This is a genomic window from Virgibacillus necropolis, assembly GCF_044793635.1.
Lineage (GTDB): Bacteria > Bacillota > Bacilli > Bacillales > Amphibacillaceae > Virgibacillus_F > Virgibacillus_F necropolis_A.
Genome location: NZ_CP084992.1, coordinates 2,281,681 through 2,303,307 on the forward strand (window position 1 = coordinate 2,281,681; position 21,627 = coordinate 2,303,307).

Consider the following 21,627-nt stretch of genomic DNA (forward strand, 5'->3'; position numbering starts at 1 on the left):
TCGACAAAGTAACCAAAACTTCTACAAAAATTATTCTCCACCCCTTGCATTCTATGAAAAAAGTTTGTATAATACATAGATGTGCAAATACGTATTAAATAAAAATAATGTATTGCATTGGCCGAGTTTTTTCTATATAATGAGAATGTTGGTCATAAAAGGCGATGAAGTGAAAGGTTATTGATACACCCGGCCCCTTTGCCATGGCGGGTGATTGAAAAATTTTCACGGAGAATGTCTATTATAAAATGGGCGAAAAAAGGAGGGAAAATAATGGCAAAAGAAAAGATTCGAATCCGTTTAAAGGCGTATGATCACCGTATTTTAGATCAATCTGCTGAGAAAATCGTAGAGACAGCGAAACGTTCTGGTGCAAATGTTTCAGGACCAATTCCGTTGCCTACTGAAAAATCTGTTTATACTGTATTGCGTGCGGTGCACAAATACAAAGATTCACGCGAGCAATTTGAGATGCGTACACATAAACGGTTAATCGATATTGTTAATCCAACACCACAGACTGTTGATTCGTTAATGCGTCTTGACTTACCGTCTGGTGTGGATATTGAGATCAAATTATAATAAATTATGTTTTACTATAGGAGGTGTAACGGATGACGAAAGCAATCTTAGGTCGTAAAATCGGCATGACTCAGTTATTTTCTGAAGACGGTGAATTAGTTCCGGTAACAGTAATCCAAGCTGAGGCAAACGTGGTTTTACAAAAAAGAACTTTAGAAAATGATGGTTATGAAGCAATTCAACTTGGTTTTGCTGATGCAAAAGGAAAGCACGTTAACAAGGCGAAAAAAGGTCATGCTGAAAAAGCAAGCACTAACACTAAGCGCTACGTTCGTGAATTCCGTGACGCGGAACTTGATGAGTATGAAGTAGGTCAAGAAATCAGCGTTGATGTTTTCCAAACAGGCGATAAAATTGATGTATCTGGTAAATCAAAAGGAAAAGGTTTCCAAGGGGCTATTAAACGCCACAATCAACAACGTGGTCCAATGTCACATGGTTCACATTTCCACAGAAGTCCAGGTTCAATGGGGATGGCGGCTGACCCAGCACGTGTCTTCAAAGGAACTAAATTGCCAGGTCACATGGGTAGCGAAAATGTAACTATTCAAAACTTAGAAGTGGTTAACGTAGATACAGAGCGCAACCTACTATTAATTAAAGGTAATGTTCCTGGTGCAAAAAAATCGTTAGTTAAAGTAACGAGTGCAATAAAGGCTAACTAATCACATAAACGAAGGGAGGATATGTCATGCCTAAAGTAGCACTATTTAAACAAGATGGTTCACAAGCAGGAGAAGTAGAATTGAATGATTCTGTATTTGGTATCGAGCCAAATGAACATGTATTACATGATGCGGTAGTAATGCAACAAGCATCTAAGCGTCAAGGTACACATGCAGTTAAAAATCGTTCTGATGTACGCGGCGGTGGTCGTAAACCATGGCGTCAAAAAGGAACTGGCCGTGCTCGTCAAGGTTCTATTCGTTCGCCACAATGGGTTGGTGGAGGAGTAGTATTCGGACCTACACCACGCAGCTACAGCTACAAGCTTCCAAAGAAAGTACGTCGTTTAGCACTTCAATCTGCTTATTCTTCAAAAGTGAAAGAAGAGAATCTAGTAGTTTTAGAAAACATCGCATTCGATGCTCCTAAAACAAAAGAAGTAGTAAATATGCTTGGCGCACTTAAAGTTGATGAAAAAGTGTTAATCGTAACAGCAGAGAAAGACGAGAATGTAATTCGTTCTGCAAATAACCTTCAATCAGTTAAAGTACTTACTGTTGAACAGGTTAATGTCTTAGACTTGCTTATGCATGACAAGCTGATCTTGACGAAGGATGCAGCTGAAAAAGCAGGGGAGGTGCTTGCATAATGAAAGATCCACGTGATATTATTAAGCGCCCTGTCATTACAGAAAACACTGCTGATTTAATGGCAGATAAAAAATACACGTTCGAAGTTTACCCAAAAGCAAATAAAACAGAGATTAAAGACGCTGTTGAATTAGTTTTTGGAGTAAAAGTTGTAAAAATAAACACAATGAATTTAAAAGGTAAGTTCAAGCGCATGGGTCGTTACGGTGGATACCGTTCAGACCGCAAAAAAGCTATTGTACAGCTTTCTGAGGACAGCAAAGAGCTAGACTTTTTCGAGGGCTAAGAAACTCGTAACATGTGAAGGAGGGAAAAAAGATGGCGATTAAGAAGTACAAACCAAGCACAAATGGTAGACGCGGCATGACAACCTTAGATTTCGCAGAGATCACAACTGACAAGCCGGAAAAATCCTTGTTAAGCCCGCTTTATAAGCGTGGTGGACGTAACAACCAAGGTAAATTAACCGTTCGTCATCAAGGTGGCGGTCACAAGCGTCAATACCGTATAATCGATTTCAAACGTGATAAAGATGGAATACGCGGACGCGTTGCTACGATCGAATATGATCCAAACCGTTCAGCTAATATTGCATTAATCAATTATGTTGACGGAGAGAAAAGATATATTTTAGCTCCTAAGGGAATTAAAGTAGGCCAAGAAATTGAATCTGGCAAAGATGCAGACATCAAGCTAGCTAACTCACTTCCACTTCAAAACATTCCAGTGGGTACAATTATCCACAATATTGAATTGAAGCCTGGTCGCGGTGGACAATTAGCAAGATCTGCTGGTGCTGAAGCACAAATTCTTGGACGCGAAGAAAAGTACACACTAGTACGTTTATCATCTGGAGAAGTACGTAAAGTTCTTTCAACTTGTCGTGCAACAATCGGTCAAGTTGGAAACATTGAACACGAGCTTATCAAAGTTGGTAAAGCAGGACGTTCTCGTTGGTTAGGCAAGCGCCCAACTGTACGTGGTTCTGTAATGAACCCTAACGATCACCCACACGGTGGTGGTGAAGGACGCGCACCAATCGGACGTAAATCACCAATGTCTCCTTGGGGCAAACCAACACTTGGTTATAAAACTCGTAAGCGTAACAAACCTACCGATAAATTTATCGTTCGTAAACGTAAAAAATAACGGATTATAGCGGCGGGAATTAACCCGTCTCTCAATTACGAAAGGAGGTTTATCCATGGGTCGTAGTTTGAAAAAAGGACCTTTTGCAGATGACCATCTATTGAATAAGATTGACAAGTTAAACGAAGATGACAAGAAACAAGTAGTAAAAACTTGGTCTCGTCGCTCAACTATTTTTCCTACATTTATTGGTCATACTGTAGCTGTATATGACGGACGTAAACACGTTCCGGTTTATGTTACAGAAGATATGGTCGGACATAAATTAGGTGAATTCGCGCCAAGCCGTACGTATAAAGGACACGCTGGCGATGACAAGAAAACAAAACGCTAATGAGAGGAGGCACTCAACATGCAAGCTAAAGCCGTTGCAAAATCTGTTCGTATTGCTCCTCGTAAAGTACGTTTAGTAGTAGATTTAATTCGAGGAAAAAATGTTGGTGAAGCTGTAGCAATATTACGCCTTACTCAACGAGGTGCTTCTCCAGTCGTAGAAAAGGTTCTGAATTCTGCTATTGCAAATGCAGAACATAACTACGAAATGGATCCTGAAAACCTAGTAGTTTCAGAAGCATTCGTAAATGAAGGTGCAACATTGAAACGTTTTCGTCCACGTGCACAAGGACGTGCAAGTAAAATCAATAAACGCTCAAGCCATGTAACAGTGGTTGTATCAGAAAAGAAGGAGGGATAGTCAGTGGGTCAAAAGATAAATCCAGTGGGTCTTCGTGTCGGCGTCATTCGTGACTGGGAGTCAAAATGGTATGCAGGCAAAGACTATGCAGACTTACTACACGAAGATATTAAAATCAGAGAATATCTGGAGAACCGCTTACGCATTGCTGCTGTTTCTTCTATTGAAATCGAACGCGCAGCAAACCGCGTGAACATTACTATTCATACTGGTAAACCTGGTATGGTAATTGGTAAAGGCGGATCCGAAGTTGAAGCACTACGTAAATCATTAAACAGTTTAACTGGCAAACGTGTTCACATTAACATCGTTGAGGTTAAAAAGGTTGATTTGAATGCAAAACTAGTTGCTGATAACATTGCTCGTCAATTAGAAAATCGTATTTCATTCCGTCGTGCTCAGAAGCAAACTATTCAACGCGCAATGCGCGGTGGAGCAAAAGGAATTAAAACACAAGTTTCCGGCCGTTTAGGTGGAGCAGACATTGCTCGTGCGGAACATTACAGTGAAGGAACAGTGCCACTACACACATTGCGTGCTGATATCGATTATGGTACAGCAGAGGCTGATACTACTTACGGTAAATTAGGTATTAAAGTGTGGATCTATCGTGGAGAAGTCCTTCCAACTAAAACTACAAAATAAGGAAGGGGGATATGCATTATGTTAATGCCCAAACGTGTTAAATATCGTAGACAACATCGTGGTCGTATGAGAGGTCAAGCAAAAGGCGGAACAACTGTAGCTTTTGGTGAGTACGGTTTACAAGCTATTGACGCATCATGGATCACAAACCGCCAAATCGAGGCTGCTCGTATTGCAATGACTCGTTATATGAAACGTGGTGGTAAAGTTTGGATCAAAATCTTTCCAGACAAACCATATACTGCAAAACCCCTCGAAGTTCGAATGGGTTCCGGTAAAGGTGCTCCTGAAGGATGGGTTGCAGTAGTAAAACCTGGTAAAATTATGTTTGAAATCGCGGGTGTAAGTGAAGAAGTTGCACGTGAAGCTTTACGTCTTGCTTCTCATAAACTACCGATTAGAACTAAGTTCGTAAAACGTGAAGAAATTGGTGGTGAAATCAATGAAGGCTAATGAAATCAGAGAACTAACCACTGCCGAAATTGAACAAAAGGTAAAAACGTTAAAGGAAGAACTATTTAATTTACGCTTTCAGTTAGCAACAGGATCTTTGGAAAACACTGCACGTATTCGCGCAGTACGTAAGTCCATTGCTCGTTTGAAAACAGTTGCTCGTCAACGTGAACTAAGTGTAAATAACTAGAAACCCGAGAGGAGGTTAGCCTCAAAATGACTGAACGTAATAATCGTAAAGAGTACACAGGTCGTGTTGTATCTGACAAAATGGATAAAACAATTACTGTATTAGTTGAAACATATAAATTTCATAAATTATACGGTAAGCGTGTTAAATACTCTAAAAAATTCAAAACTCATGATGAGAATAACCAAGCTAAAAATGGTGACGTTGTTCGTATCATGGAAACTCGTCCGCTATCAGCTACAAAACGTTTCCGTTTAGTAGAAGTTGTGGAAGAATCGGTAATTATATAATTAAAGTTCGGGTTCGCTCGGAAGGTATCCGAAGGGAGGTCACAGCGATATGATTCAACAGGAGACTCGTTTAAAAGTGGCAGATAACTCTGGAGCACGTGAAGTACTAACTATTAAAGTGTTAGGCGGTTCTGGACGTAAAACTGCTAACATTGGTGATGTAATTGTTTGTACGGTCAAACAAGCAACACCAGGTGGCGTTGTCAAAAAAGGTGAAGTAGTAAAAGCGGTAATTGTACGTACGAAAAGCGGTATGCGTCGTAAAGATGGATCATACATTCGTTTCGATGAAAATGCTGCTGTCATCATTCGTGATGATAAAGGTCCAAGAGGGACTCGTATTTTCGGACCAGTAGCACGTGAATTGCGTGATGCAAAATTCATGAAAATCGTATCTCTAGCACCAGAAGTATTATAAGTAGTAATGAAAAGCCTTGTAGGGAGGTGCGTCAAGCATGCATGTAAAAAAAGGTGATAAAGTAAAAGTTATTTCCGGTAAAGACCGTGGAAAACAAGGTACTATTTTAGAAGCATATCCGAAAAACGAACGTGTACTAGTTGAAGGAATTAATATGGTTAAGAAACACGCTAAGCCTTCTCAGGATAATCCGCAAGGTGGAATTCTAAACCATGAAGCACCAATTCATGTTTCTAACGTAATGCCAATTGATCCTAAATCCGGAGAACCAACTCGTGTTGGATTCGAAGAACGTGACGGAAAGAAAGTCCGCATCGCTAAAAAATCCGGTGAAGCATTAGATAAATAATTTAGCGACGAAAGGAGGGCGACATGATGAACGAATTAAAACAAAAATATCAAGATGACGTAAAGCCATCTTTGATGAATAAATTTAATTATAAATCAGTAATGGAAACACCACATGTAGAAAAAATCGTAATTAACATGGGTGTTGGTGATGCAGTTCAAAATTCAAAAGTACTAGACAGCGCTGTTGAAGAGCTTGCATTAATTTCTGGGCAAAAACCAATGGTTACACGTGCGAAAAAGTCAATCGCTGGCTTCCGTCTACGTGAAGGAATGCCAATCGGAGCAAAAGTAACACTTCGCGGCGTGCGCATGTATGAATTTCTACAAAAACTTGTGCAGGTTTCACTTCCACGTGTTCGTGACTTCCGTGGGATTTCTAAAAAAGCCTTTGATGGCCGTGGAAACTACACATTAGGTGTGAAAGAGCAACTAATTTTCCCAGAAATTAACTATGATAAGGTAAGTAAAGTGCGCGGTATGGATATTGTAATTGTTACAACATCAAATACTGACGAAGAAGCGCGTGAACTTTTAGCTCAGCTAGGCATGCCTTTCCAAAAATAAGCTTAGAGCTAATACAAGGAGGGAAAATTGTGGCTAAAAAATCGATGATTGCGAAACAAAAACGCCCACAAAAGTATAAAGTACAAGAATATACGCGTTGTGAACGCTGTGGCCGCCCACATTCTGTAATTCGTAAATTTAAACTATGCCGTATTTGTTTCCGTGAACTTGCCCATAAAGGTCAAATTCCTGGTGTCAAAAAAGCAAGCTGGTAAACCCCGATTTGGGAAGGAGGTAATGAGTAATGGTTATGACAGATCCAATCGCAGATATGCTTACTCGCATTCGTAACGCAAACATGGTGCGCCATGAGAAATTAGAGCTTCCGGCTTCTAAGATGAAAAAAGAAATCGCTGATATTTTAAAACGTGAAGGTTTTGTACGTGATTATGAATTCATTGAAGATAACAAGCAAGGTGTTCTGCGTATTTTCCTTAAGTACGGTGTAAGTAGCGAACGAGTAATTACAGGTATCAAACGTATAAGCAAACCAGGACTACGTGTTTATGCAAAAGCTGATGAGGTACCACGTGTACTTAACGGTTTAGGTATTGCTATCGTATCAACATCTAAAGGTGTGTTATCTGATAAAGAAGCACGCACTCAAGCTGTTGGCGGCGAAGTTCTAGCATATGTTTGGTAATTAACATTTTTAAAGACAGGAGGTGCATGGAATGTCTCGTATAGGACTTAAGCCAATTGAGATTCCAGATGGAGTCGAAGTTAAGTTAGATGGAAATACTGTTACAGTTAAAGGTCCAAAAGGTGAATTAACTAGAAACTTTCATAATGATATGAAAGTTGTTATAGAAGATAATGTAGTAACTGTTGAACGTCCAAGTGATCACAAGGAACATCGTGCATTACATGGTACAACTCGTAGCATTATTAGTAATTTGATTGAAGGAGTTCATAAAGGTTTTACAAAAAACCTTGAACTTGTTGGAGTTGGGTACCGCGCGCAAAAGCAAGGCGAAAAAGTCGTGCTTAATGCAGGTTATTCACACCCAGTTGAAATCGAACCTAAAGAAGGTATTGATATAGAAGTTCCTAAAAACACGCAAATGATTGTTAAAGGAATTGACAAAGAACTAGTTGGAGCAGTTGCCGCTAAAATCCGTGCAATTCGCCCACCTGAACCTTACAAAGGTAAAGGAATTCGTTATGAAGGCGAATATGTACGCCGTAAAGAAGGTAAAACTGCTAAGTAAGATTGGTTAGGGAGCAGAAAGGAGTGACCTATAGATGATCACAAAACCTGACAAAAATATATTACGTAAAAAAAGACAAAAGCGTGTTCGCAAAAACCTTTTTGGAACAGAACAACGCCCGCGCTTAAATGTATATCGTTCAAACAATAACATTTATGTTCAATTAATTGATGATGTTAACGGGGTTACACTAACAAGTGCTTCTACTGCAGATAAAGAATTGAATGTTGAAGCAACTGGTAATGTTGAAGCTGCTATAAAAGTCGGAGAAATGATCGCTAAACGTGCCCAGGATAAAGGTTACAAATCAATTGTGTTTGATCGCGGAGGCTATCTTTATCATGGACGTGTAAAAGCATTAGCAGATGCTGCTCGCGAAGCAGGTCTTGAATTTTAATCGATAGATAAAGGAGGGACATAGATGCGTACAAGCATAGACCCGAACAAATTAGATCTTGAAGAACGTGTTGTAACGATTAACCGTGTTGCAAAAGTTGTTAAAGGTGGACGTCGTTTCCGTTTTGCTGCATTGGTTGTAGTTGGAGATAAAAACGGTCATGTAGGTTTTGGTACTGGTAAAGCACAAGAGGTACCAGAAGCAATTAAAAAAGCAGTTGATGATGCTAAGAAGAACTTAATTACTGTACCTGTAGTTGGAACTACTATTCCACATGAAATTCATGGAAGATTCGGCTCAGGTAATGTATTAATGAAACCAGCAGCAGAAGGTACTGGAGTTATCTCTGGTGGCCCTGTTCGTGCGATTTTAGAACTTGCAGGTGTTGGTGACATTTTGACTAAGTCACTTGGTTCAAATACACCAATCAATATGATTCGCGCTACATTAAATGGACTAACAAACTTGAAACGCGCAGAAGAAGTAGCTAAGCTACGCGGGAAGTCTGTAGAAGAACTGTTAGGATAAGGAGGGAAATACTATGTCTAAAAAATTAGAAATCACCCTCACGCGCAGCGTTATTGGTAGATCAGAAGTGCAAAAGCAAACTGTTCAATCATTAGGGCTTAAAAAAATTCGTCAATCCGTACTTCGAGAAGATACTCCAGCCGTTCGCGGTATGGTTAACAAAGTATCCCATCTCGTAGCGGTTAAAGAAGTTTAATTACACATTAGCGTATAGAGGAGGTGCTCGTATGAAACTTCATGAATTGAAGGCAACAGAAGGAAGCCGTAAAGAACGTAACCGCGTAGGTCGTGGAATGTCTTCTGGTAACGGAAAAACTTCCGGTAGAGGACATAAAGGACAAAAGTCACGTTCAGGTGGCGGAACTCGTCCGGGCTTCGAAGGTGGTCAAATGCCTTTATTCCAACGTCTACCAAAACGTGGATTTACAAATATTCATCGTAAAGAATTTGCTGTAGTAAATCTTGATGCTTTAAATCGATTCGAAAATGGCACTGAAATTACACCAGAACTTTTACTAGAAGAAGGTGTAGTAAGTAAACTTAATGCAGGTATTAAGGTACTTGGTAAGGGTGCTGTTGAAAAGAAATTTACTGTGAAAGCTCATAAGTTCTCTGCTTCAGCTAAGGAAGCTATTGAAGCAGCGGGCGGTCAAGTAGAGGTGATTTAATGTTCCGTACAATTTCCAATTTTATGCGCGTGGGTGATATCAGACGGAAAATTATTTTCACATTATTAATGTTAATCATCTTTCGTCTTGGTACGTTCATTCCAGTGCCATATACAAATAAAGAAGCAATTGATTTTATGAATCAACAAAATGTTTTTGGTTTTCTAAACACATTTGGTGGTGGGGCACTACAAAACTTCTCCATTTTAGCAATGGGAATAATGCCTTATATCACAGCATCGATCATCATGCAATTACTTCAAATGGATGTTGTACCGAAATTTTCTGAGTGGAAAAAGCAAGGAGAAATGGGCCGCAAAAAGCTGGCTCAGATCACCAGATATGGAACAGTTGCACTTGCATTTGTTCAAGCAATCGCCATGTCCATTGGGTTCAATGCAATGGCAGGCGGTGATTTAATCGAAAACCCTAGTGTCCTAACATTTCTTGTCATTGCCATTGTCTTAACAAGTGGAACGACTTTCTTAATGTGGATCGGGGAACAGATAACTGCAAATGGTGTTGGAAATGGAATCTCCATTCTAATCTTTGCTGGTATCGTAGCTGCAGTTCCTAATGGAGTTAAACAATTATATAGTCAGTATTTCGTTAATCCTGGCGATGAATTGTTTATTAACGTTGTGATTGTAGCGATGATTGTGTTAGTTGTTATCGCGGTTACTGTTGGGGTAATCTTTATCCAACAGGCACTTCGTAAAATACCTGTTCAATATGCAAAAAAGCTTGTTAACCGTTCACCGGTTGGAGGCCACTCTACACATTTACCATTAAAGGTTAATGCCGCAGGAGTTATTCCAGTAATTTTTGCTATCGCATTTATTATCGCGCCAAGAACGATTGCAGGATTTTTTGAAGGAAGTAATATTGCAGGAACAATTGAAACGATTTTTGATTATACCCAACCAATTGGGATGGTCATTTATGTTGTATTAATTATTGCATTCACATATTTTTATACATTTGTTCAGGTTAACCCGGAACAAATGGCTGAGAATTTACAAAAACAGGGTGGATATGTTCCAGGGATTCGTCCAGGGAAGAACACAGAAACTTATCTAACACGAGTAATGTATCGTCTTACATTTGTAGGTTCGATCTTCCTTGCTGCTGTTTCTGTACTACCTATCGTTTTAGGCGGATTGGCTGATTTACCTACCGCTGTACAAATCGGCGGAACAAGTTTACTAATCGTTGTAGGTGTTGCGTTACAGACAATGAAACAATTAGAAAGCCAACTAGTGAAACGCCACTACAAAGGTTTTATAAAGTAATACTTGTTACCAATGAGAGCGAGGGGAAAATTGTTGAATTTAATTTTAATGGGTCTTCCTGGTGCTGGTAAAGGTACTCAGGCGGAAAAAATAAGTGAAAAATATAACATCCCTCATATCTCAACAGGAGATATGTTCCGTTTAGCAATAAAAGAAGGAACAGACCTTGGAAAAAAAGCAAATGCATTTATGGATCAAGGAGATCTTGTTCCTGATGAAGTAACGATTGGAATTGTTGAAGAGCGTTTACGTAAAGATGATTGTCAAAATGGATTCTTATTAGATGGGTTTCCACGGACAATTGCTCAAGCAGAAGCTTTACAATCGCTTTTGGCCAACATGGATGAAGACATTGACTACGTACTGCATGTAGATGTTCCTGAAGAACAATTAGTGAAACGTCTTACCGGTCGTAGAATTTGTCCGACATGTGGAGCTACCTATCATGTCATGTACAATCCTCCAAAAGAGGAAGGTATATGTGATAAGGATGATAGTGAGTTAATCCAACGTAAAGATGATACACCAGAAACAGTTAGAAACCGTTTAGATGTTAATATCAATCAAACGAAGCCGCTTCTGGATTTTTATCAAGAAAAAGGATATCTTGTAACCGTTGATGGAGATAAAGAAATCGATGTAGTATTCCAGGATATTCAAGCCAAAATAGAAAAATAAGCAGGAAACTGTATAAATTTCACGTGTTGTGTGCATTTCTGTTTATTAAAAGGTATAATATATGGCGTGATGGAATGACAAAAGCGCATACTGAAGTGACACAGGATGTTACTAGTATTATTAAATAGAGCCCTTTTAAAAAGGTAGCATTTAAACTATAGCCTAAGTGAAGGTGATCGTTGTTGAGCGAAGCTGATTCGATTCCGCAAGTAGGTCAAATCGTTCGTATTATGCAAGGCCGCGAGATGGGTCAATACGCGGTTGTTATTAATATGGTTGACAATGGGTATGTCATGCTAGCAGACGGGGAAAAACGAAAGTATGATCGACCAAAGAAAAAGAATATACATCATATTGAAGTTATGGATTACATTTCCCCTGAAGTCCAAAATAGCCTTCTAGAAACTGGTCGTGTCACAAATGGTAAGTTGAGATTTGCCATAGCTAAATTTGTCAATGAAGTTGTGACTGATTTGAAGAAGGGAGACCAACACGATGGCGAAAGACGATGTAATTGAAGTAGAAGGTACAGTAACGGATACATTGCCAAACGCAATGTTTAAAGTTGAGCTTGAAAACGGTCATACGGTTTTAGCACATGTATCAGGAAAAATTCGTATGCATTTTATCCGTATTTTACCTGGTGATAAAGTGACAGTTGAACTCTCACCGTATGATTTAACTAGAGGACGGATTACGTACCGTTATAAATAACCGAGAGAGCTCCGATATAAAAGGAGGTAAAGATGATGAAGGTAAGACCATCTGTAAAACCAATTTGCGAAAAGTGTAAAGTTATTAAGCGTAAAGGCAAAGTAATGGTGATTTGTGAAAATCCAAAACACAAGCAAAAACAAGGCTAATAAACAAGGAGGTGCATTGAGCTTATGGCACGTATTGCAGGTATAGATATTCCACGTGATAAACGTGTAGTTATTTCATTAACATACATTTATGGTATTGGAAAAACAACTGCACAGGAAATCCTTAAAGAAGCAGGCGTTTCAGAAAACACTCGTGTACGCGATCTGACTGAAGATGAGTTAAGTAAAATTCGTAAAGCAATGGACGAATTTACTGTAGAAGGTGATCTTCGTCGTGAAGTATCCCTAAATATCAAACGATTAATCGAAATCGGATCCTACAGAGGAATCCGTCACCGCCGTGGGTTACCAGTGCGTGGTCAAAAAACGAAAAACAATTCACGTACTCGTAAAGGTCCACGTCGCACAATGGCTAACAAGAAAAAGTAACGTGAAGGAGGTAAGCTAATCAATGGTTCGTAAAACTAATACGCGAAAGCGTCGTGTGAAAAAGAATATTGATACCGGTATTGCACATATTCGTTCTACATTCAACAACACAATTGTTACGATTACGGATGTGCAAGGAAACTCTATTGGATGGAGTTCAGCAGGTGCACTTGGCTTTAAAGGTTCTCGTAAGTCAACACCATTTGCAGCTCAAATGGCAGCTGAAACAGCAGCTAATACAGCAGTAGAAAATGGCATGAAAACACTAGAAGTAACTGTTAAGGGACCTGGTGCTGGTCGTGAAGCAGCAATCCGTTCCCTACAAGCAGTAGGTCTAGAAGTAACAGCTATTCGTGATGTAACACCAGTTCCTCACAATGGTTGTCGCCCACCAAAACGTCGTCGTGTATAATTGTACCGTATATAATTTGTCACCCTGTCTATAATGGGTTATGATAGCTAAAAGTGTGGGAAGTAAAAAGGTAAGGTCTTTTTATCATCCTAGCCGACAGCATCGATGAACGACAGAAAATACGAAAGAAATACAATAGTGCAGAAACGCCACTGCCTATTTGGGGAATTTCGGTTAGACCGCTATGTCTAGCCGGGGTTTCGACGTTTTTAAGGAGGGTTTTGTTGAATGATCGAAATTGAAAAACCAAAAATAGAAACAGTAGAGATCAGCGATGATTCCAAATTTGGTAAATTCGTCGTCGAACCGCTTGAACGTGGATATGGTACTACTCTAGGAAACTCCTTGCGTCGTATCCTATTATCCTCACTTCCGGGCGCTGCTGTAACAGCAGTTCAAATCGATGGAGCACAACATGAGTTTTCAACGATTGATGGTGTTGTAGAAGATGTTACAACAGTCATTTTAAATCTAAAAAAACTTGCTCTTAAAATTTACTCTGATGAAGAAAAAACTCTAGAGATTGATGTGCAGGGAGAAGGAAAAGTTACGGCTGCAGATCTAACGTTTGATAGTGATGTTGAAGTATTGAATCCAGAACTTCCAATTGCTACTATTAATGGCAAAGGAAGCCTGCATATGAAAATAACTGCTGAACGTGGTCGCGGTTATCGCCCTGCAGAGGGGAATAATCATGATGATCAACCAATAGGCGTTATTCCAGTTGACTCTATTTTCACACCAGTATCACGCGTGACATATCAAGTTGAAAACACTCGTGTCGGACAAAGCGCGAATTTCGATAAGTTAACATTAGATGTGTCTACAGATGGAAGCATTCGTCCTGAGGAAGCAGTTTCTTTAGGTGCAAAAATATTCAATGAACACCTTAATATTTTTGTAGGTTTAACTGACGAAGCACAGAATGCAGAAATTATGGTTGAAAAAGAAGAAGATCAAAAAGAAAAAGTAATGGAAATGACAATCGAAGAATTAGATCTTTCGGTTAGATCCTATAATTGCTTGAAACGTGCTGGTATTAATACCGTACAGGAACTTGCAAATAAATCTGAAGAAGATATGATGAAAGTGCGTAATTTAGGCCGTAAATCTCTTGTTGAGGTAAAAGTTAAACTTGAAGATCTTGGCTTAGGCTTACGTAATGACGATTGATATAAGACACCTTTAGATATTCATAAAAAGGGAGGGATAGTCCATGGCTAGAAAATTGGGTCGTACTACCGATGTACGTATGGCATTACTTCGCAACCTTGCATCTGATTTAATCATTCACGAACGTATTGAAACAACAGAAGCAAAGGCGAAAGAATTAAAATCTGTAACAGATAAAATGATTACACTAGGCAAACGCGGAGATTTACATGCGCGTCGTCAAGCTACATCATTCTTATACAACCAAGAAGCAAGTGAAGACGAAAGTGTTATTCAAAAGCTTTTCGGTGAAATCGCAGAACGTTATGAGGAACGCCAAGGTGGATATACACGTGTTCTTAAGCTTGGAGCTCGTCAAGGTGACGGAGCAAAAATGGCAATTATCGAACTAGTATAATGAAACCATACGCGTTAAGGGCAGGACTGAATCTCTTCCATGAGGTGAAGCCAAGCCCTTTTTTTGTAGAAAAGAATAATGAAAAGTGGTGGCGACTGTTCAGCGACGTACAAAAAGCGTTAGAGAAGTTCGACTAAGAGCGCCACGTCCTGTGGCAACGTCGAACTACCCTACATCCTGTAGGGCATGTGAAAGTACGTTGAACTTTACGTACATTCATCAGGACTAACTATTTGCTAGTCGCTAGGAGCCGGAACTAGCCAATGAAAAGTGGAGGCGGCTGTTCAGCGATGTAAGCGGACGCTGAATTCGCTATATTCATGATAGGACCCTAATATCAGGGCTAAGCGGACACAGTGTACGCTATTTGCGAAAAAACACGATGAAATCACTGCTTTTTTCACAATAACGGAACCTATGTCCGCAAACATAAAAATTGGGGGCATTTTTACCACATAACGGAACCTGAGTCCACTAAACATAATTATAATTAAGAAAATCTGAATAAAAACAACCCCAGGCCAATGAGCAGAGCTAGAGGAGGACAAACAGCCTATGCGAAAAAAATTAATAGAGTTTAGAAATGTATCGTTTCGATATGGAGAAGAGGAGCCCTGGGTATTAAAGAATTGTAGCTTTCATATTTTTGAAAATGAATGGGTTGCCATCATTGGACACAATGGTTCAGGTAAATCCACCATCGCCAAGCTGTTAAATGGATTACTTTTTCCACAAGAAGGCGTAATTATGATTAATGGCCAACAGGTTACGGAAGAGTCTATTTGGGATATACGGAAAGATGTTGGTATGGTCTTTCAAAACCCGGATAACCAATTCGTTGGTACAACTGTGCAGGATGATGTTGCTTTCGGGATGGAGAATCGTGGTGTCCAACGCGAGGAAATGATAAAGCGGATTGATAGATATTTGAATGTTGTAGGTATGCAGGATTATCGAATGACTGAGCCGCATCGACTTTCGGGTGGACAGAAACAGCGTGTGGCGATTGCTAGTGTGTTAGCTATATCACCACAGGTTCTTATTTTGGATGAAGCAACGGCGATGCTTGATCCAAAGGGTCGCATGGAAATTATGAATACTGTTTCGAGTGTACAGAAGGAGCATCAGCTTTCATTGATTACGATTACACATGATTTGCAGGAGGTAGTTCAGGCAGAACGGGTAATCGTCATGAATGAAGGGGAGATTTGGGACGAAGCTAGTCCGCGTGAAATCTTTTCAAAAAAGGTGGAGTTGCGTGAAATTGGTCTAGATGTTCCTTTTGTAGCTATTTTAGTTGATGAACTAAAACAAATGGGCATTCCTATTACAAATGAGGCCCTAAACCAAGAGGAACTGTTGGAGGACTTATGGACATTACATTCAAGAACGTAAGCTATATATACCAACGAAATACACCATTTGCACATAAAGCAATAGAGGATTTGTCATTCCAGATACCATCAGGTTCTTTTGTCGCGATAATTGGTCATACTGGGTCAGGAAAATCAACTCTTATTCAACATTTAAACGGTCTTGTTATGCCAAGTGAAGGGGAAGTGACCATTGGGGACTTTCAACTAAAAGATGGTGAAAAGCCAAAGAACATGAAAGAATTACGTAGCAAGGTCGGCGTTGTTTTTCAGTATCCGGAACATCAATTGTTTGAAGAGACGGTAGAAAAGGATATCGCATTTGGCCCTGAGAATTTTGGTGTGTCTGCTGATGAGATTAAGACACGTATCAGGCAAATCAGCCCATCTGTTGGTTTAAATGATGAATTACTGTCACGTTCTCCGTTTGACCTTAGTGGAGGACAAATGCGACGGGTTGCTATTGCGGGAGTTCTCGCAATTAAACCGGAAGTACTTGTACTGGACGAGCCAACCGCAGGACTTGATCCTCGAGGTCAGAAGGAAATCATGGAGATGTTTGAAACATTGCATCATGAACAACAGCTGACGACGATTCTTGTCACGCACAGTATGGAGGATGCGGTAAAATATGCTGATCACGTCATTATTCTGAACAAAGGTAAGAAGTATATGGAAGGTAAACCTGAGGATGTGTTAACGCAACAGGAAGCTTTGAATGACGTGCAGCTCGATGTCCCTGAAGCGGTTCAATTTTTAAAGTCATTTGAGAAAAAATTTGGCAATCATATACCTTTTCACCGACAATCGACTAAGGAAATCGCTCAATCAATTCAGCAACTGTTAAAGGGGGCTGAATCACTTGAATAATGCATTGATTATCGGTCAGTATGTACCAGGTAATTCGCTCGTTCATAAATTGGATCCACGCTCTAAGATAACGGTTATATTCTTTTTTGTGTTTGTCGTATTTTTTGCGAATTCAGTTTTAAGCTACGGAATTCTTACCGCATTTGCATTAGCGAGCATGTTTACTACTAGAATTCCAATACGCTTCATTATTAAAGGATTAACACCAGTATGGTTTCTAATTATATTTACTTTTTTCCTGCACCTTTTTGTAACGAAAGAAGGTACGGTCCTATTTGAAATTTTTTCATTTAATATTTATTCTGGTGCACTTATTAAAGGTTTCGCAATATCAATGCGCTTTTTCCTATTAATATTAGTAACGTCTTTACTAACACTTACAACAACGCCAATTGAAATTACCGATGCGATAGAAGATATGCTGCATCCGTTGAAAAAAATTAAATTCCCTGTTCATGAGCTGGCACTAATGATGTCTATCTCACTTCGGTTTATTCCAACTTTAATGCAAGAAACGGAAAAAATTTCACGGGCACAAGCCTCCCGCGGTGTTGATTTTCGAACTGGAAAAATAAAAGAACGGGTAAAAGCAGTAGTTCCTCTCTTAGTTCCTCTTTTTGTAAGTGCGTTTAAACGTGCTGAAGAGTTAGCGATGGCTATGGAAGCACGCGGATATCAAGGTGGCGAAGGTCGTACAAAACTACGGGAATTAAAGATAGAAAAAAGAGATATTGCTATATATATATTATTTATTTGTGTCGTTGCAGGCATGCTATTGACTCGAAGTTATTAAGTAGGGAAAGGGCTGGACACGGTATGGAAAAAGTTAAATGTGTTATCAGCTATGACGGTACCAATTTTTCAGGATTTCAAATCCAGCCCAAAAAGCGTACCGTGCATGGTGAACTTGAAAAAGCGTTGAAAAAGATTCACAAGGGTGAGCATATTCGATTGCAGGCATCTGGACGCACGGATACAGGAGTACATGCGAAGCGTCAGACCATCCATTTTGATACACCCTTTGATATTCCGGAAGAAAACTGGAAACGGGCGTTTAACACTCTATTGCCTGATGATTTGTATGTACGTGAAGTAGAGAAGGTATCAGCATCTTTTCATGCAAGGTACGATGTTATAGAAAAAGAATATCGTTATTATGTTTGGAATGAAAAAGAACGTGATGTGTTCAAACAGAACTATGCATACCAATTCCCTTATCAATTAGATGTTAATTCTATGCAACAGGCTTGTAGCTATCTGGAGGGCGAACATGACTTTACCACCTTCTCCTCGGCTAAAGCGACTACAAAAGGTAGTAAAGTTAGAACGCTTTATCAGGTAAGTTGCACAAAACGTGGCAGTGAGATTGAATTTATTTTCAGGGGGAGCGGTTTTCTATATAATATGGTTCGGATCATTGTTGGGGCAATGTTGGATGTTGGCCAAGGAAGGCGGAACCCGCTGGATATAAGTAAACTATTGGAACAAAAAGATCGGCAGCTTTTGGGAGAAACGGTACCACCTCAGGGATTATATCTGTGGAATGTTAAATATAGTGAACAAGTACTTGACACAGAGGTATCATCTAGTATATGATGATATATGGCATTTTATTTCAAAACCATGATTAGCCCCGGAATCTAATTATGATGAAATAAACGAAAATGATTGATGTAAATTAGGAGGGAAACTATCATGCGTACAACGTTCATGGCTAATGAAAGTAATATTGAACGCAAATGGCTTGTTGTAGATGCTGAAGGTCAACGTCTAGGTCGTCTAGCAAGTGAAGTTGCGACTTTGTTACGTGGCAAGCATAAACCAACGTATACACCACATACAGATTCTGGTGATAACGTTATTATTATTAATGCAGAGAAAATCGAACTTACTGGAAATAAAATAAACGATAAAAAGTATTACCGTCACACAAACCACCCAGGTGGATTGAAAGAACGTAATGCTAACGAAATGCGTACAAAATATCCTCAGCAAATGCTTGAACTTGCTGTTAAAGGTATGTTACCAAAAGGTCCTTTAGGCCGCAAAATGGGTAAAAAATTGCACGTATATAAAGGTTCAGAACATAACAACCAAGCACAAAAACCAGAAGTTTACGAACTTCGCGGATAATTAAAAGGAGGTTACCCAAATGGCACAAGTACAATACTACGGCACAGGTCGTCGTAAGAAATCAACTGCACGTGTACGTCTAGTTCCAGGCAACGGTAAAGTTGTTGTAAATGGTCGTGAAGCTCAGGCTTATTTCCCATATGAGACGCAACTTCTTATTTTAAACCAACCGCTTGCTGTTACAGAAACAGAAGGCACATACGACGTTTTAGTAAACGTTCATGGTGGAGGATTCACTGGTCAAGCTGGTGCTATCCGTCACGGTGTTGCTCGCGCGCTCTTAGAAGCGGATCCAGAATACCGCGCTTCTCTAAAACGTGAAGGCTACCTAACTCGTGATTCTCGTATGAAAGAACGTAAGAAATACGGTCTTAAAGGTGCTCGTCGTGCACCACAGTTCTCAAAACGTTAATATATCACAATACCAAATACCCTTTTTTCCATTCTTGGAGAGAGGGTATTTTTTATGCTCATTTATCGGGATTGAAATAATTCGATTTTCCTCATTGTGTAATAATTTTTTTTGATATACTTTCGAAATTAAAAAAATGATAGAATATTATCGAATGTTGCGTTAAGATTGATATGGAATAGAAAACCAATTCGGCAATTATTTTACATAGAAACGTAGAAAAGGAATGTATTATATGACATACCATTTTAATCTGATTAAATTCTTTTTTCCAATTGATGATCACTTGTATCGAATTAAACAGTCAGAAAAGATTTATAACCTATGGAAGGTTAGTGGCTTGCTTGTCCTATTAAGTATGATAATTTATGCTTGGATGGCTTCTCTTGGAATGGGTACAGACCTGATCTCCAAGGGTGCAATTGGGCTGAGTGAACTGCAATATGAACAAAGTAAACTCTGGTTTGTGCTTGGAAGAATTGGGTATGCCATTTTATTGACTGCATTCATTTTATTTGTGCCTGCACTTATTTTTCACTTAGTAGCCGATATACCGTATCAAAAAGTATTGATTATGCAGCAAGTAGTATTATTCGTAATGCTAATCGAACGTGTTATTTGGATACCGTTATTCGTTTATTTTGGATTGGACTGGTACGTGTCACCTTTCTCATTTGGTGTTATTGTATCTTATTTAACAGAAGCAGATTGGCCTGTTTATTTTTTCGGGGCTGTTTCACTTGTTCAACTATGGATCATTTGGTTTCAAATAAAATACATTAGCTATTTATCCTCCATTAAAAAACATTGGATTTGGATAAATGTTATCTCTTTACATCTGTTTTACTGGTTTATTGTAGCGTTCTTAGCGTACTTTGATAGTTTTATGATAAGTGGGTGGTTTGAATGAATCGGGGCAGGATTTTAATCACTAGTATCATTCTGTTTATTGGAATCAATGCTTTATTAGTCTATCTGGATGATAATGGAACGATAGAAAGAAAGTCCTATGTAAGCGAATGGTCAGAAGTTTTTACAGCGAATTTATATAAAAAAATGAATAAACCAGGTGTTCTTACTTCAACTGCAGAAAACGATGTCTATTTTGACAAAAGTTTAGGTAGTTTCCAGGAGTTTTTGGTGCAAAAGGGAACACAAGTAAATCAAGGCGATCAGTTATATACTTATCGAGTTCATGATTATTATGAAACAAAGGCCTATTTAACAAATGAAATGTCTAGAATCAATGGTGAGATTGCTGCTATTGAATCAGCTATTTCGGAGATTTCTTTGTATCAAATTCCAAGGTCATCTGCGCCAATCAATACAGATGAGGAAAGTACCGACATTATAATATCTCCAAATCCGCCGATAGAAGCAGAATATATGAAGGAGCAATATCTAACAGAAAAAGAAAAAGAATTAGCCCGAGTAGAGGCACAACTGGAAAGTGTTCAGTCACAGCTAACAGAGCTTGAATCTGGTGGCGAGATGATAACAGTGGAAAGTCCCTATCAAGGGAAAGTAACGGTTGTATCCGAAGACCTAGGTGATCCAATTATTACGATAAATTCATCGACATTACATATAGTTGGGGAACTGACTGAACAAGAACGGACGATAATTAAAAAAGAAATGCCTGTTGAGATTTCGATTAATGAAAACAATACTACTTTGAAAGGTACTATCACAAGCGTTAATGATTTGCCAAACCAAGTCGAATTGCATGATAATAGTAAGTATCCATTTAGTGTTTCTTTTTCGAAGGATGCGGAACTAGAAAATTTATTGCCAGGGTATCACGCTAGTTTAGCAATCACATGGAAAGAATCAAGAGATGCAACTGCTTTATTTGAAGATGCAATTTTTAGCGGGTCCATTTGGAAAATGACGAATGGCGGTAATCTTCATAAGAAAAAGGTTAAAACTGGTATAGAAATGGCTAGTATGCAAGAAATAACGAAAGGCGCTAAGCCAGGAGAGTGGGTTGCTAAAAATCCACAGCCGCAATTTCGTTCTGGTGCTACCTTTCTAACACCACTGAAGTTGAGTCAAGTTCGGTGGAGTGATACATTTGACTATGAAAATAAAAACTGGAGTAAGCATGTAGTTATGGGGATTTTATCAAGATAAATGAAATCCGTTTAATATACTGCAGATAGTGGAATAATTGATTTA

38 protein-coding genes are annotated in these 21,627 nt (G+C 39.1%); all 38 read left to right on the forward strand.

Annotation, left to right across the window (positions count from 1 at the left end):
- The first annotated feature begins 273 nt into the window (after positions 1-273).
- The 38 genes from rpsJ to LG329_RS11145 all read left to right on the forward strand — a co-directional run bounded on the left by rpsJ (position 274) and on the right by LG329_RS11145 (position 21,582).
- The gene (rpsJ, locus tag LG329_RS10960) at positions 274-582 is read left to right on the forward strand and encodes a 30S ribosomal protein S10 (protein WP_089060919.1); all 309 of its coding nucleotides are present in this window, start codon (positions 274-276) and stop codon (positions 580-582) included.
- Between the two features lie 32 nt (positions 583-614).
- Positions 615-1,247: a 50S ribosomal protein L3 gene (rplC, locus tag LG329_RS10965; RefSeq protein WP_404450863.1), complete on the forward strand. Its 633-nt coding sequence runs from the start codon at positions 615-617 to the stop codon at positions 1,245-1,247.
- 26 nt (positions 1,248-1,273) lie between these two features.
- Positions 1,274-1,897 carry a 50S ribosomal protein L4 gene (gene rplD / locus LG329_RS10970; RefSeq protein WP_404450864.1) on the forward strand — a complete coding sequence of 208 codons (624 nt, stop codon included), beginning with the start codon at positions 1,274-1,276 and terminating at the stop codon, positions 1,895-1,897.
- Entirely contained in the window at positions 1,897-2,184 is a 288-nt protein-coding gene (rplW, locus tag LG329_RS10975; protein WP_404450865.1) for a 50S ribosomal protein L23, read from the forward strand. The genes rplD and rplW overlap by 1 nt, the downstream gene beginning before the upstream one ends.
- A 32-nt stretch (positions 2,185-2,216) precedes the next feature.
- On the forward strand, positions 2,217-3,047 hold the full coding sequence (rplB, locus tag LG329_RS10980) for a 50S ribosomal protein L2 (RefSeq protein WP_404450866.1): 831 nt from the start codon (positions 2,217-2,219) through the stop codon (positions 3,045-3,047).
- Between the two features lie 55 nt (positions 3,048-3,102).
- Positions 3,103-3,381, forward strand: a complete 279-nt coding sequence (gene rpsS / locus LG329_RS10985; RefSeq protein ID WP_404450867.1) for a 30S ribosomal protein S19 — start codon at positions 3,103-3,105, stop codon at positions 3,379-3,381.
- A gap of 18 nt (positions 3,382-3,399) precedes the next feature.
- Positions 3,400-3,741, forward strand: a complete 342-nt coding sequence (rplV, locus tag LG329_RS10990) for a 50S ribosomal protein L22 (protein WP_404450868.1) — start codon at positions 3,400-3,402, stop codon at positions 3,739-3,741.
- A 3-nt stretch (positions 3,742-3,744) separates the two neighbouring features.
- The gene (rpsC, locus tag LG329_RS10995; RefSeq protein ID WP_404450869.1) at positions 3,745-4,386 is read left to right on the forward strand and encodes a 30S ribosomal protein S3; all 642 of its coding nucleotides are present in this window, start codon (positions 3,745-3,747) and stop codon (positions 4,384-4,386) included.
- A gap of 18 nt (positions 4,387-4,404) precedes the next feature.
- A complete protein-coding gene (gene rplP / locus LG329_RS11000) occupies positions 4,405-4,839 on the forward strand; it encodes a 50S ribosomal protein L16 (RefSeq protein WP_404450870.1) in 435 nt (144 codons plus the stop codon).
- Positions 4,829-5,029: a 50S ribosomal protein L29 gene (gene rpmC / locus LG329_RS11005; RefSeq protein WP_404450871.1), complete on the forward strand. Its 201-nt coding sequence runs from the start codon at positions 4,829-4,831 to the stop codon at positions 5,027-5,029. The genes rplP and rpmC overlap by 11 nt, the downstream gene beginning before the upstream one ends.
- Before the next feature lie 26 nt (positions 5,030-5,055).
- Positions 5,056-5,319, forward strand: a complete 264-nt coding sequence (gene rpsQ / locus LG329_RS11010) for a 30S ribosomal protein S17 (RefSeq protein WP_404450872.1) — start codon at positions 5,056-5,058, stop codon at positions 5,317-5,319.
- Between the two features lie 49 nt (positions 5,320-5,368).
- Positions 5,369-5,737: a 50S ribosomal protein L14 gene (gene rplN, locus LG329_RS11015; RefSeq protein ID WP_404450873.1), complete on the forward strand. Its 369-nt coding sequence runs from the start codon at positions 5,369-5,371 to the stop codon at positions 5,735-5,737.
- 37 nt (positions 5,738-5,774) lie between these two features.
- The gene (rplX, locus tag LG329_RS11020) at positions 5,775-6,086 is read left to right on the forward strand and encodes a 50S ribosomal protein L24 (protein ID WP_404450874.1); all 312 of its coding nucleotides are present in this window, start codon (positions 5,775-5,777) and stop codon (positions 6,084-6,086) included.
- Between the two features lie 26 nt (positions 6,087-6,112).
- Positions 6,113-6,652: a 50S ribosomal protein L5 gene (gene rplE, locus LG329_RS11025; RefSeq protein WP_404450875.1), complete on the forward strand. Its 540-nt coding sequence runs from the start codon at positions 6,113-6,115 to the stop codon at positions 6,650-6,652.
- Positions 6,653-6,681: 29 nt separating this feature from the next.
- A complete protein-coding gene (locus LG329_RS11030; RefSeq protein WP_089060905.1) occupies positions 6,682-6,867 on the forward strand; it encodes a type Z 30S ribosomal protein S14 in 186 nt (61 codons plus the stop codon).
- A gap of 29 nt (positions 6,868-6,896) precedes the next feature.
- On the forward strand, positions 6,897-7,295 hold the full coding sequence (rpsH, locus tag LG329_RS11035) for a 30S ribosomal protein S8 (RefSeq protein ID WP_089060904.1): 399 nt from the start codon (positions 6,897-6,899) through the stop codon (positions 7,293-7,295).
- Between the two features lie 31 nt (positions 7,296-7,326).
- The gene (rplF, locus tag LG329_RS11040; RefSeq protein ID WP_404450876.1) at positions 7,327-7,863 is read left to right on the forward strand and encodes a 50S ribosomal protein L6; all 537 of its coding nucleotides are present in this window, start codon (positions 7,327-7,329) and stop codon (positions 7,861-7,863) included.
- Between the two features lie 34 nt (positions 7,864-7,897).
- Positions 7,898-8,260 (forward strand): 50S ribosomal protein L18, encoded by a 363-nt coding sequence (gene rplR, locus LG329_RS11045; protein WP_404450877.1) that lies wholly within the window; start codon positions 7,898-7,900, stop codon positions 8,258-8,260.
- A 24-nt stretch (positions 8,261-8,284) separates the two neighbouring features.
- On the forward strand, positions 8,285-8,788 hold the full coding sequence (gene rpsE / locus LG329_RS11050; protein WP_404450878.1) for a 30S ribosomal protein S5: 504 nt from the start codon (positions 8,285-8,287) through the stop codon (positions 8,786-8,788).
- A 13-nt stretch (positions 8,789-8,801) separates the two neighbouring features.
- Positions 8,802-8,984, forward strand: coding sequence for a 50S ribosomal protein L30 (rpmD, locus tag LG329_RS11055; RefSeq protein WP_404450879.1), 183 nt, complete (start codon positions 8,802-8,804; stop codon positions 8,982-8,984).
- Positions 8,985-9,015: 31 nt separating this feature from the next.
- Positions 9,016-9,456, forward strand: a complete 441-nt coding sequence (gene rplO / locus LG329_RS11060; RefSeq protein WP_404450880.1) for a 50S ribosomal protein L15 — start codon at positions 9,016-9,018, stop codon at positions 9,454-9,456.
- On the forward strand, positions 9,456-10,748 hold the full coding sequence (secY, locus tag LG329_RS11065; protein ID WP_404450881.1) for a preprotein translocase subunit SecY: 1,293 nt from the start codon (positions 9,456-9,458) through the stop codon (positions 10,746-10,748). The genes rplO and secY overlap by 1 nt, the downstream gene beginning before the upstream one ends.
- A 33-nt stretch (positions 10,749-10,781) precedes the next feature.
- Positions 10,782-11,426, forward strand: a complete 645-nt coding sequence (locus LG329_RS11070) for an adenylate kinase (RefSeq protein WP_404450882.1) — start codon at positions 10,782-10,784, stop codon at positions 11,424-11,426.
- Positions 11,427-11,608: 182 nt separating this feature from the next.
- On the forward strand, positions 11,609-11,944 hold the full coding sequence (locus tag LG329_RS11075; protein WP_404450883.1) for an RNA-binding protein: 336 nt from the start codon (positions 11,609-11,611) through the stop codon (positions 11,942-11,944).
- Complete coding sequence (gene infA, locus LG329_RS11080; protein WP_010652072.1) at positions 11,922-12,140, forward strand: translation initiation factor IF-1; 219 nt, start codon at positions 11,922-11,924, stop codon at positions 12,138-12,140. Before LG329_RS11075 ends, infA begins: the two co-directional genes overlap by 23 nt.
- A gap of 35 nt (positions 12,141-12,175) precedes the next feature.
- On the forward strand, positions 12,176-12,289 hold the full coding sequence (gene rpmJ, locus LG329_RS11085) for a 50S ribosomal protein L36 (protein ID WP_002509257.1): 114 nt from the start codon (positions 12,176-12,178) through the stop codon (positions 12,287-12,289).
- Positions 12,290-12,313: 24 nt separating this feature from the next.
- The gene (gene rpsM, locus LG329_RS11090) at positions 12,314-12,679 is read left to right on the forward strand and encodes a 30S ribosomal protein S13 (RefSeq protein ID WP_404450884.1); all 366 of its coding nucleotides are present in this window, start codon (positions 12,314-12,316) and stop codon (positions 12,677-12,679) included.
- Between the two features lie 22 nt (positions 12,680-12,701).
- A complete protein-coding gene (gene rpsK / locus LG329_RS11095; protein ID WP_404450885.1) occupies positions 12,702-13,091 on the forward strand; it encodes a 30S ribosomal protein S11 in 390 nt (129 codons plus the stop codon).
- Between the two features lie 228 nt (positions 13,092-13,319).
- Positions 13,320-14,264 carry a DNA-directed RNA polymerase subunit alpha gene (locus tag LG329_RS11100; RefSeq protein WP_404450886.1) on the forward strand — a complete coding sequence of 315 codons (945 nt, stop codon included), beginning with the start codon at positions 13,320-13,322 and terminating at the stop codon, positions 14,262-14,264.
- A 43-nt stretch (positions 14,265-14,307) separates the two neighbouring features.
- A complete protein-coding gene (gene rplQ, locus LG329_RS11105; RefSeq protein ID WP_404450887.1) occupies positions 14,308-14,661 on the forward strand; it encodes a 50S ribosomal protein L17 in 354 nt (117 codons plus the stop codon).
- Positions 14,662-15,216: 555 nt separating this feature from the next.
- The gene (locus LG329_RS11110) at positions 15,217-16,056 is read left to right on the forward strand and encodes an energy-coupling factor ABC transporter ATP-binding protein (protein ID WP_404450889.1); all 840 of its coding nucleotides are present in this window, start codon (positions 15,217-15,219) and stop codon (positions 16,054-16,056) included.
- Positions 16,032-16,904, forward strand: a complete 873-nt coding sequence (locus tag LG329_RS11115; RefSeq protein WP_404450890.1) for an energy-coupling factor ABC transporter ATP-binding protein — start codon at positions 16,032-16,034, stop codon at positions 16,902-16,904. The genes LG329_RS11110 and LG329_RS11115 overlap by 25 nt, the downstream gene beginning before the upstream one ends.
- Positions 16,897-17,697: an energy-coupling factor transporter transmembrane component T family protein gene (locus tag LG329_RS11120; protein ID WP_404450891.1), complete on the forward strand. Its 801-nt coding sequence runs from the start codon at positions 16,897-16,899 to the stop codon at positions 17,695-17,697. The genes LG329_RS11115 and LG329_RS11120 overlap by 8 nt, the downstream gene beginning before the upstream one ends.
- A 23-nt stretch (positions 17,698-17,720) precedes the next feature.
- Entirely contained in the window at positions 17,721-18,500 is a 780-nt protein-coding gene (gene truA, locus LG329_RS11125) for a tRNA pseudouridine(38-40) synthase TruA (RefSeq protein WP_404450893.1), read from the forward strand.
- A gap of 99 nt (positions 18,501-18,599) precedes the next feature.
- Entirely contained in the window at positions 18,600-19,037 is a 438-nt protein-coding gene (gene rplM, locus LG329_RS11130) for a 50S ribosomal protein L13 (RefSeq protein WP_404450894.1), read from the forward strand.
- A 19-nt stretch (positions 19,038-19,056) separates the two neighbouring features.
- On the forward strand, positions 19,057-19,449 hold the full coding sequence (gene rpsI / locus LG329_RS11135) for a 30S ribosomal protein S9 (RefSeq protein WP_404450895.1): 393 nt from the start codon (positions 19,057-19,059) through the stop codon (positions 19,447-19,449).
- A 235-nt stretch (positions 19,450-19,684) separates the two neighbouring features.
- On the forward strand, positions 19,685-20,359 hold the full coding sequence (locus tag LG329_RS11140) for a hypothetical protein (RefSeq protein WP_404450896.1): 675 nt from the start codon (positions 19,685-19,687) through the stop codon (positions 20,357-20,359).
- The gene (locus LG329_RS11145; protein WP_404450897.1) at positions 20,356-21,582 is read left to right on the forward strand and encodes an efflux RND transporter periplasmic adaptor subunit; all 1,227 of its coding nucleotides are present in this window, start codon (positions 20,356-20,358) and stop codon (positions 21,580-21,582) included. The genes LG329_RS11140 and LG329_RS11145 overlap by 4 nt, the downstream gene beginning before the upstream one ends.
- The last annotated feature ends 45 nt before the right edge of the window (positions 21,583-21,627 follow it).

What these genes read in the sequence shown, in the direction of transcription:
- rpsJ (WP_089060919.1), top strand. Translation starts at nt 274, where the DNA reads ATGGCAAAAGAAAAGATTCGAATCCGTTTAAAGGCGTATGATCACCGT.
- rplC (WP_404450863.1), top strand. Translation starts at nt 615, where the DNA reads ATGACGAAAGCAATCTTAGGTCGTAAAATCGGCATGACTCAGTTATTT.
- rplD (WP_404450864.1), top strand. Translation starts at nt 1,274, where the DNA reads ATGCCTAAAGTAGCACTATTTAAACAAGATGGTTCACAAGCAGGAGAA.
- rplW (WP_404450865.1), top strand. Translation starts at nt 1,897, where the DNA reads ATGAAAGATCCACGTGATATTATTAAGCGCCCTGTCATTACAGAAAAC.
- rplB (WP_404450866.1), top strand. Translation starts at nt 2,217, where the DNA reads ATGGCGATTAAGAAGTACAAACCAAGCACAAATGGTAGACGCGGCATG.
- rpsS (WP_404450867.1), top strand. Translation starts at nt 3,103, where the DNA reads ATGGGTCGTAGTTTGAAAAAAGGACCTTTTGCAGATGACCATCTATTG.
- rplV (WP_404450868.1), top strand. Translation starts at nt 3,400, where the DNA reads ATGCAAGCTAAAGCCGTTGCAAAATCTGTTCGTATTGCTCCTCGTAAA.
- rplP (WP_404450870.1), top strand. Translation starts at nt 4,405, where the DNA reads ATGTTAATGCCCAAACGTGTTAAATATCGTAGACAACATCGTGGTCGT.
- rpmC (WP_404450871.1), top strand. Translation starts at nt 4,829, where the DNA reads ATGAAGGCTAATGAAATCAGAGAACTAACCACTGCCGAAATTGAACAA.
- rpsQ (WP_404450872.1), top strand. Translation starts at nt 5,056, where the DNA reads ATGACTGAACGTAATAATCGTAAAGAGTACACAGGTCGTGTTGTATCT.
- rplN (WP_404450873.1), top strand. Translation starts at nt 5,369, where the DNA reads ATGATTCAACAGGAGACTCGTTTAAAAGTGGCAGATAACTCTGGAGCA.
- rplX (WP_404450874.1), top strand. Translation starts at nt 5,775, where the DNA reads ATGCATGTAAAAAAAGGTGATAAAGTAAAAGTTATTTCCGGTAAAGAC.
- rplE (WP_404450875.1), top strand. Translation starts at nt 6,113, where the DNA reads ATGAACGAATTAAAACAAAAATATCAAGATGACGTAAAGCCATCTTTG.
- rpsH (WP_089060904.1), top strand. Translation starts at nt 6,897, where the DNA reads ATGGTTATGACAGATCCAATCGCAGATATGCTTACTCGCATTCGTAAC.
- rplF (WP_404450876.1), top strand. Translation starts at nt 7,327, where the DNA reads ATGTCTCGTATAGGACTTAAGCCAATTGAGATTCCAGATGGAGTCGAA.
- rplR (WP_404450877.1), top strand. Translation starts at nt 7,898, where the DNA reads ATGATCACAAAACCTGACAAAAATATATTACGTAAAAAAAGACAAAAG.
- rpsE (WP_404450878.1), top strand. Translation starts at nt 8,285, where the DNA reads ATGCGTACAAGCATAGACCCGAACAAATTAGATCTTGAAGAACGTGTT.
- rpmD (WP_404450879.1), top strand. Translation starts at nt 8,802, where the DNA reads ATGTCTAAAAAATTAGAAATCACCCTCACGCGCAGCGTTATTGGTAGA.
- rplO (WP_404450880.1), top strand. Translation starts at nt 9,016, where the DNA reads ATGAAACTTCATGAATTGAAGGCAACAGAAGGAAGCCGTAAAGAACGT.
- secY (WP_404450881.1), top strand. Translation starts at nt 9,456, where the DNA reads ATGTTCCGTACAATTTCCAATTTTATGCGCGTGGGTGATATCAGACGG.
- infA (WP_010652072.1), top strand. Translation starts at nt 11,922, where the DNA reads ATGGCGAAAGACGATGTAATTGAAGTAGAAGGTACAGTAACGGATACA.
- rpmJ (WP_002509257.1), top strand. Translation starts at nt 12,176, where the DNA reads ATGAAGGTAAGACCATCTGTAAAACCAATTTGCGAAAAGTGTAAAGTT.
- rpsM (WP_404450884.1), top strand. Translation starts at nt 12,314, where the DNA reads ATGGCACGTATTGCAGGTATAGATATTCCACGTGATAAACGTGTAGTT.
- rpsK (WP_404450885.1), top strand. Translation starts at nt 12,702, where the DNA reads ATGGTTCGTAAAACTAATACGCGAAAGCGTCGTGTGAAAAAGAATATT.
- LG329_RS11100 (WP_404450886.1), top strand. Translation starts at nt 13,320, where the DNA reads ATGATCGAAATTGAAAAACCAAAAATAGAAACAGTAGAGATCAGCGAT.
- rplQ (WP_404450887.1), top strand. Translation starts at nt 14,308, where the DNA reads ATGGCTAGAAAATTGGGTCGTACTACCGATGTACGTATGGCATTACTT.
- LG329_RS11110 (WP_404450889.1), top strand. Translation starts at nt 15,217, where the DNA reads ATGCGAAAAAAATTAATAGAGTTTAGAAATGTATCGTTTCGATATGGA.
- LG329_RS11115 (WP_404450890.1), top strand. Translation starts at nt 16,032, where the DNA reads ATGGACATTACATTCAAGAACGTAAGCTATATATACCAACGAAATACA.
- truA (WP_404450893.1), top strand. Translation starts at nt 17,721, where the DNA reads ATGGAAAAAGTTAAATGTGTTATCAGCTATGACGGTACCAATTTTTCA.
- rplM (WP_404450894.1), top strand. Translation starts at nt 18,600, where the DNA reads ATGCGTACAACGTTCATGGCTAATGAAAGTAATATTGAACGCAAATGG.
- rpsI (WP_404450895.1), top strand. Translation starts at nt 19,057, where the DNA reads ATGGCACAAGTACAATACTACGGCACAGGTCGTCGTAAGAAATCAACT.
- LG329_RS11140 (WP_404450896.1), top strand. Translation starts at nt 19,685, where the DNA reads ATGACATACCATTTTAATCTGATTAAATTCTTTTTTCCAATTGATGAT.
- LG329_RS11145 (WP_404450897.1), top strand. Translation starts at nt 20,356, where the DNA reads ATGAATCGGGGCAGGATTTTAATCACTAGTATCATTCTGTTTATTGGA.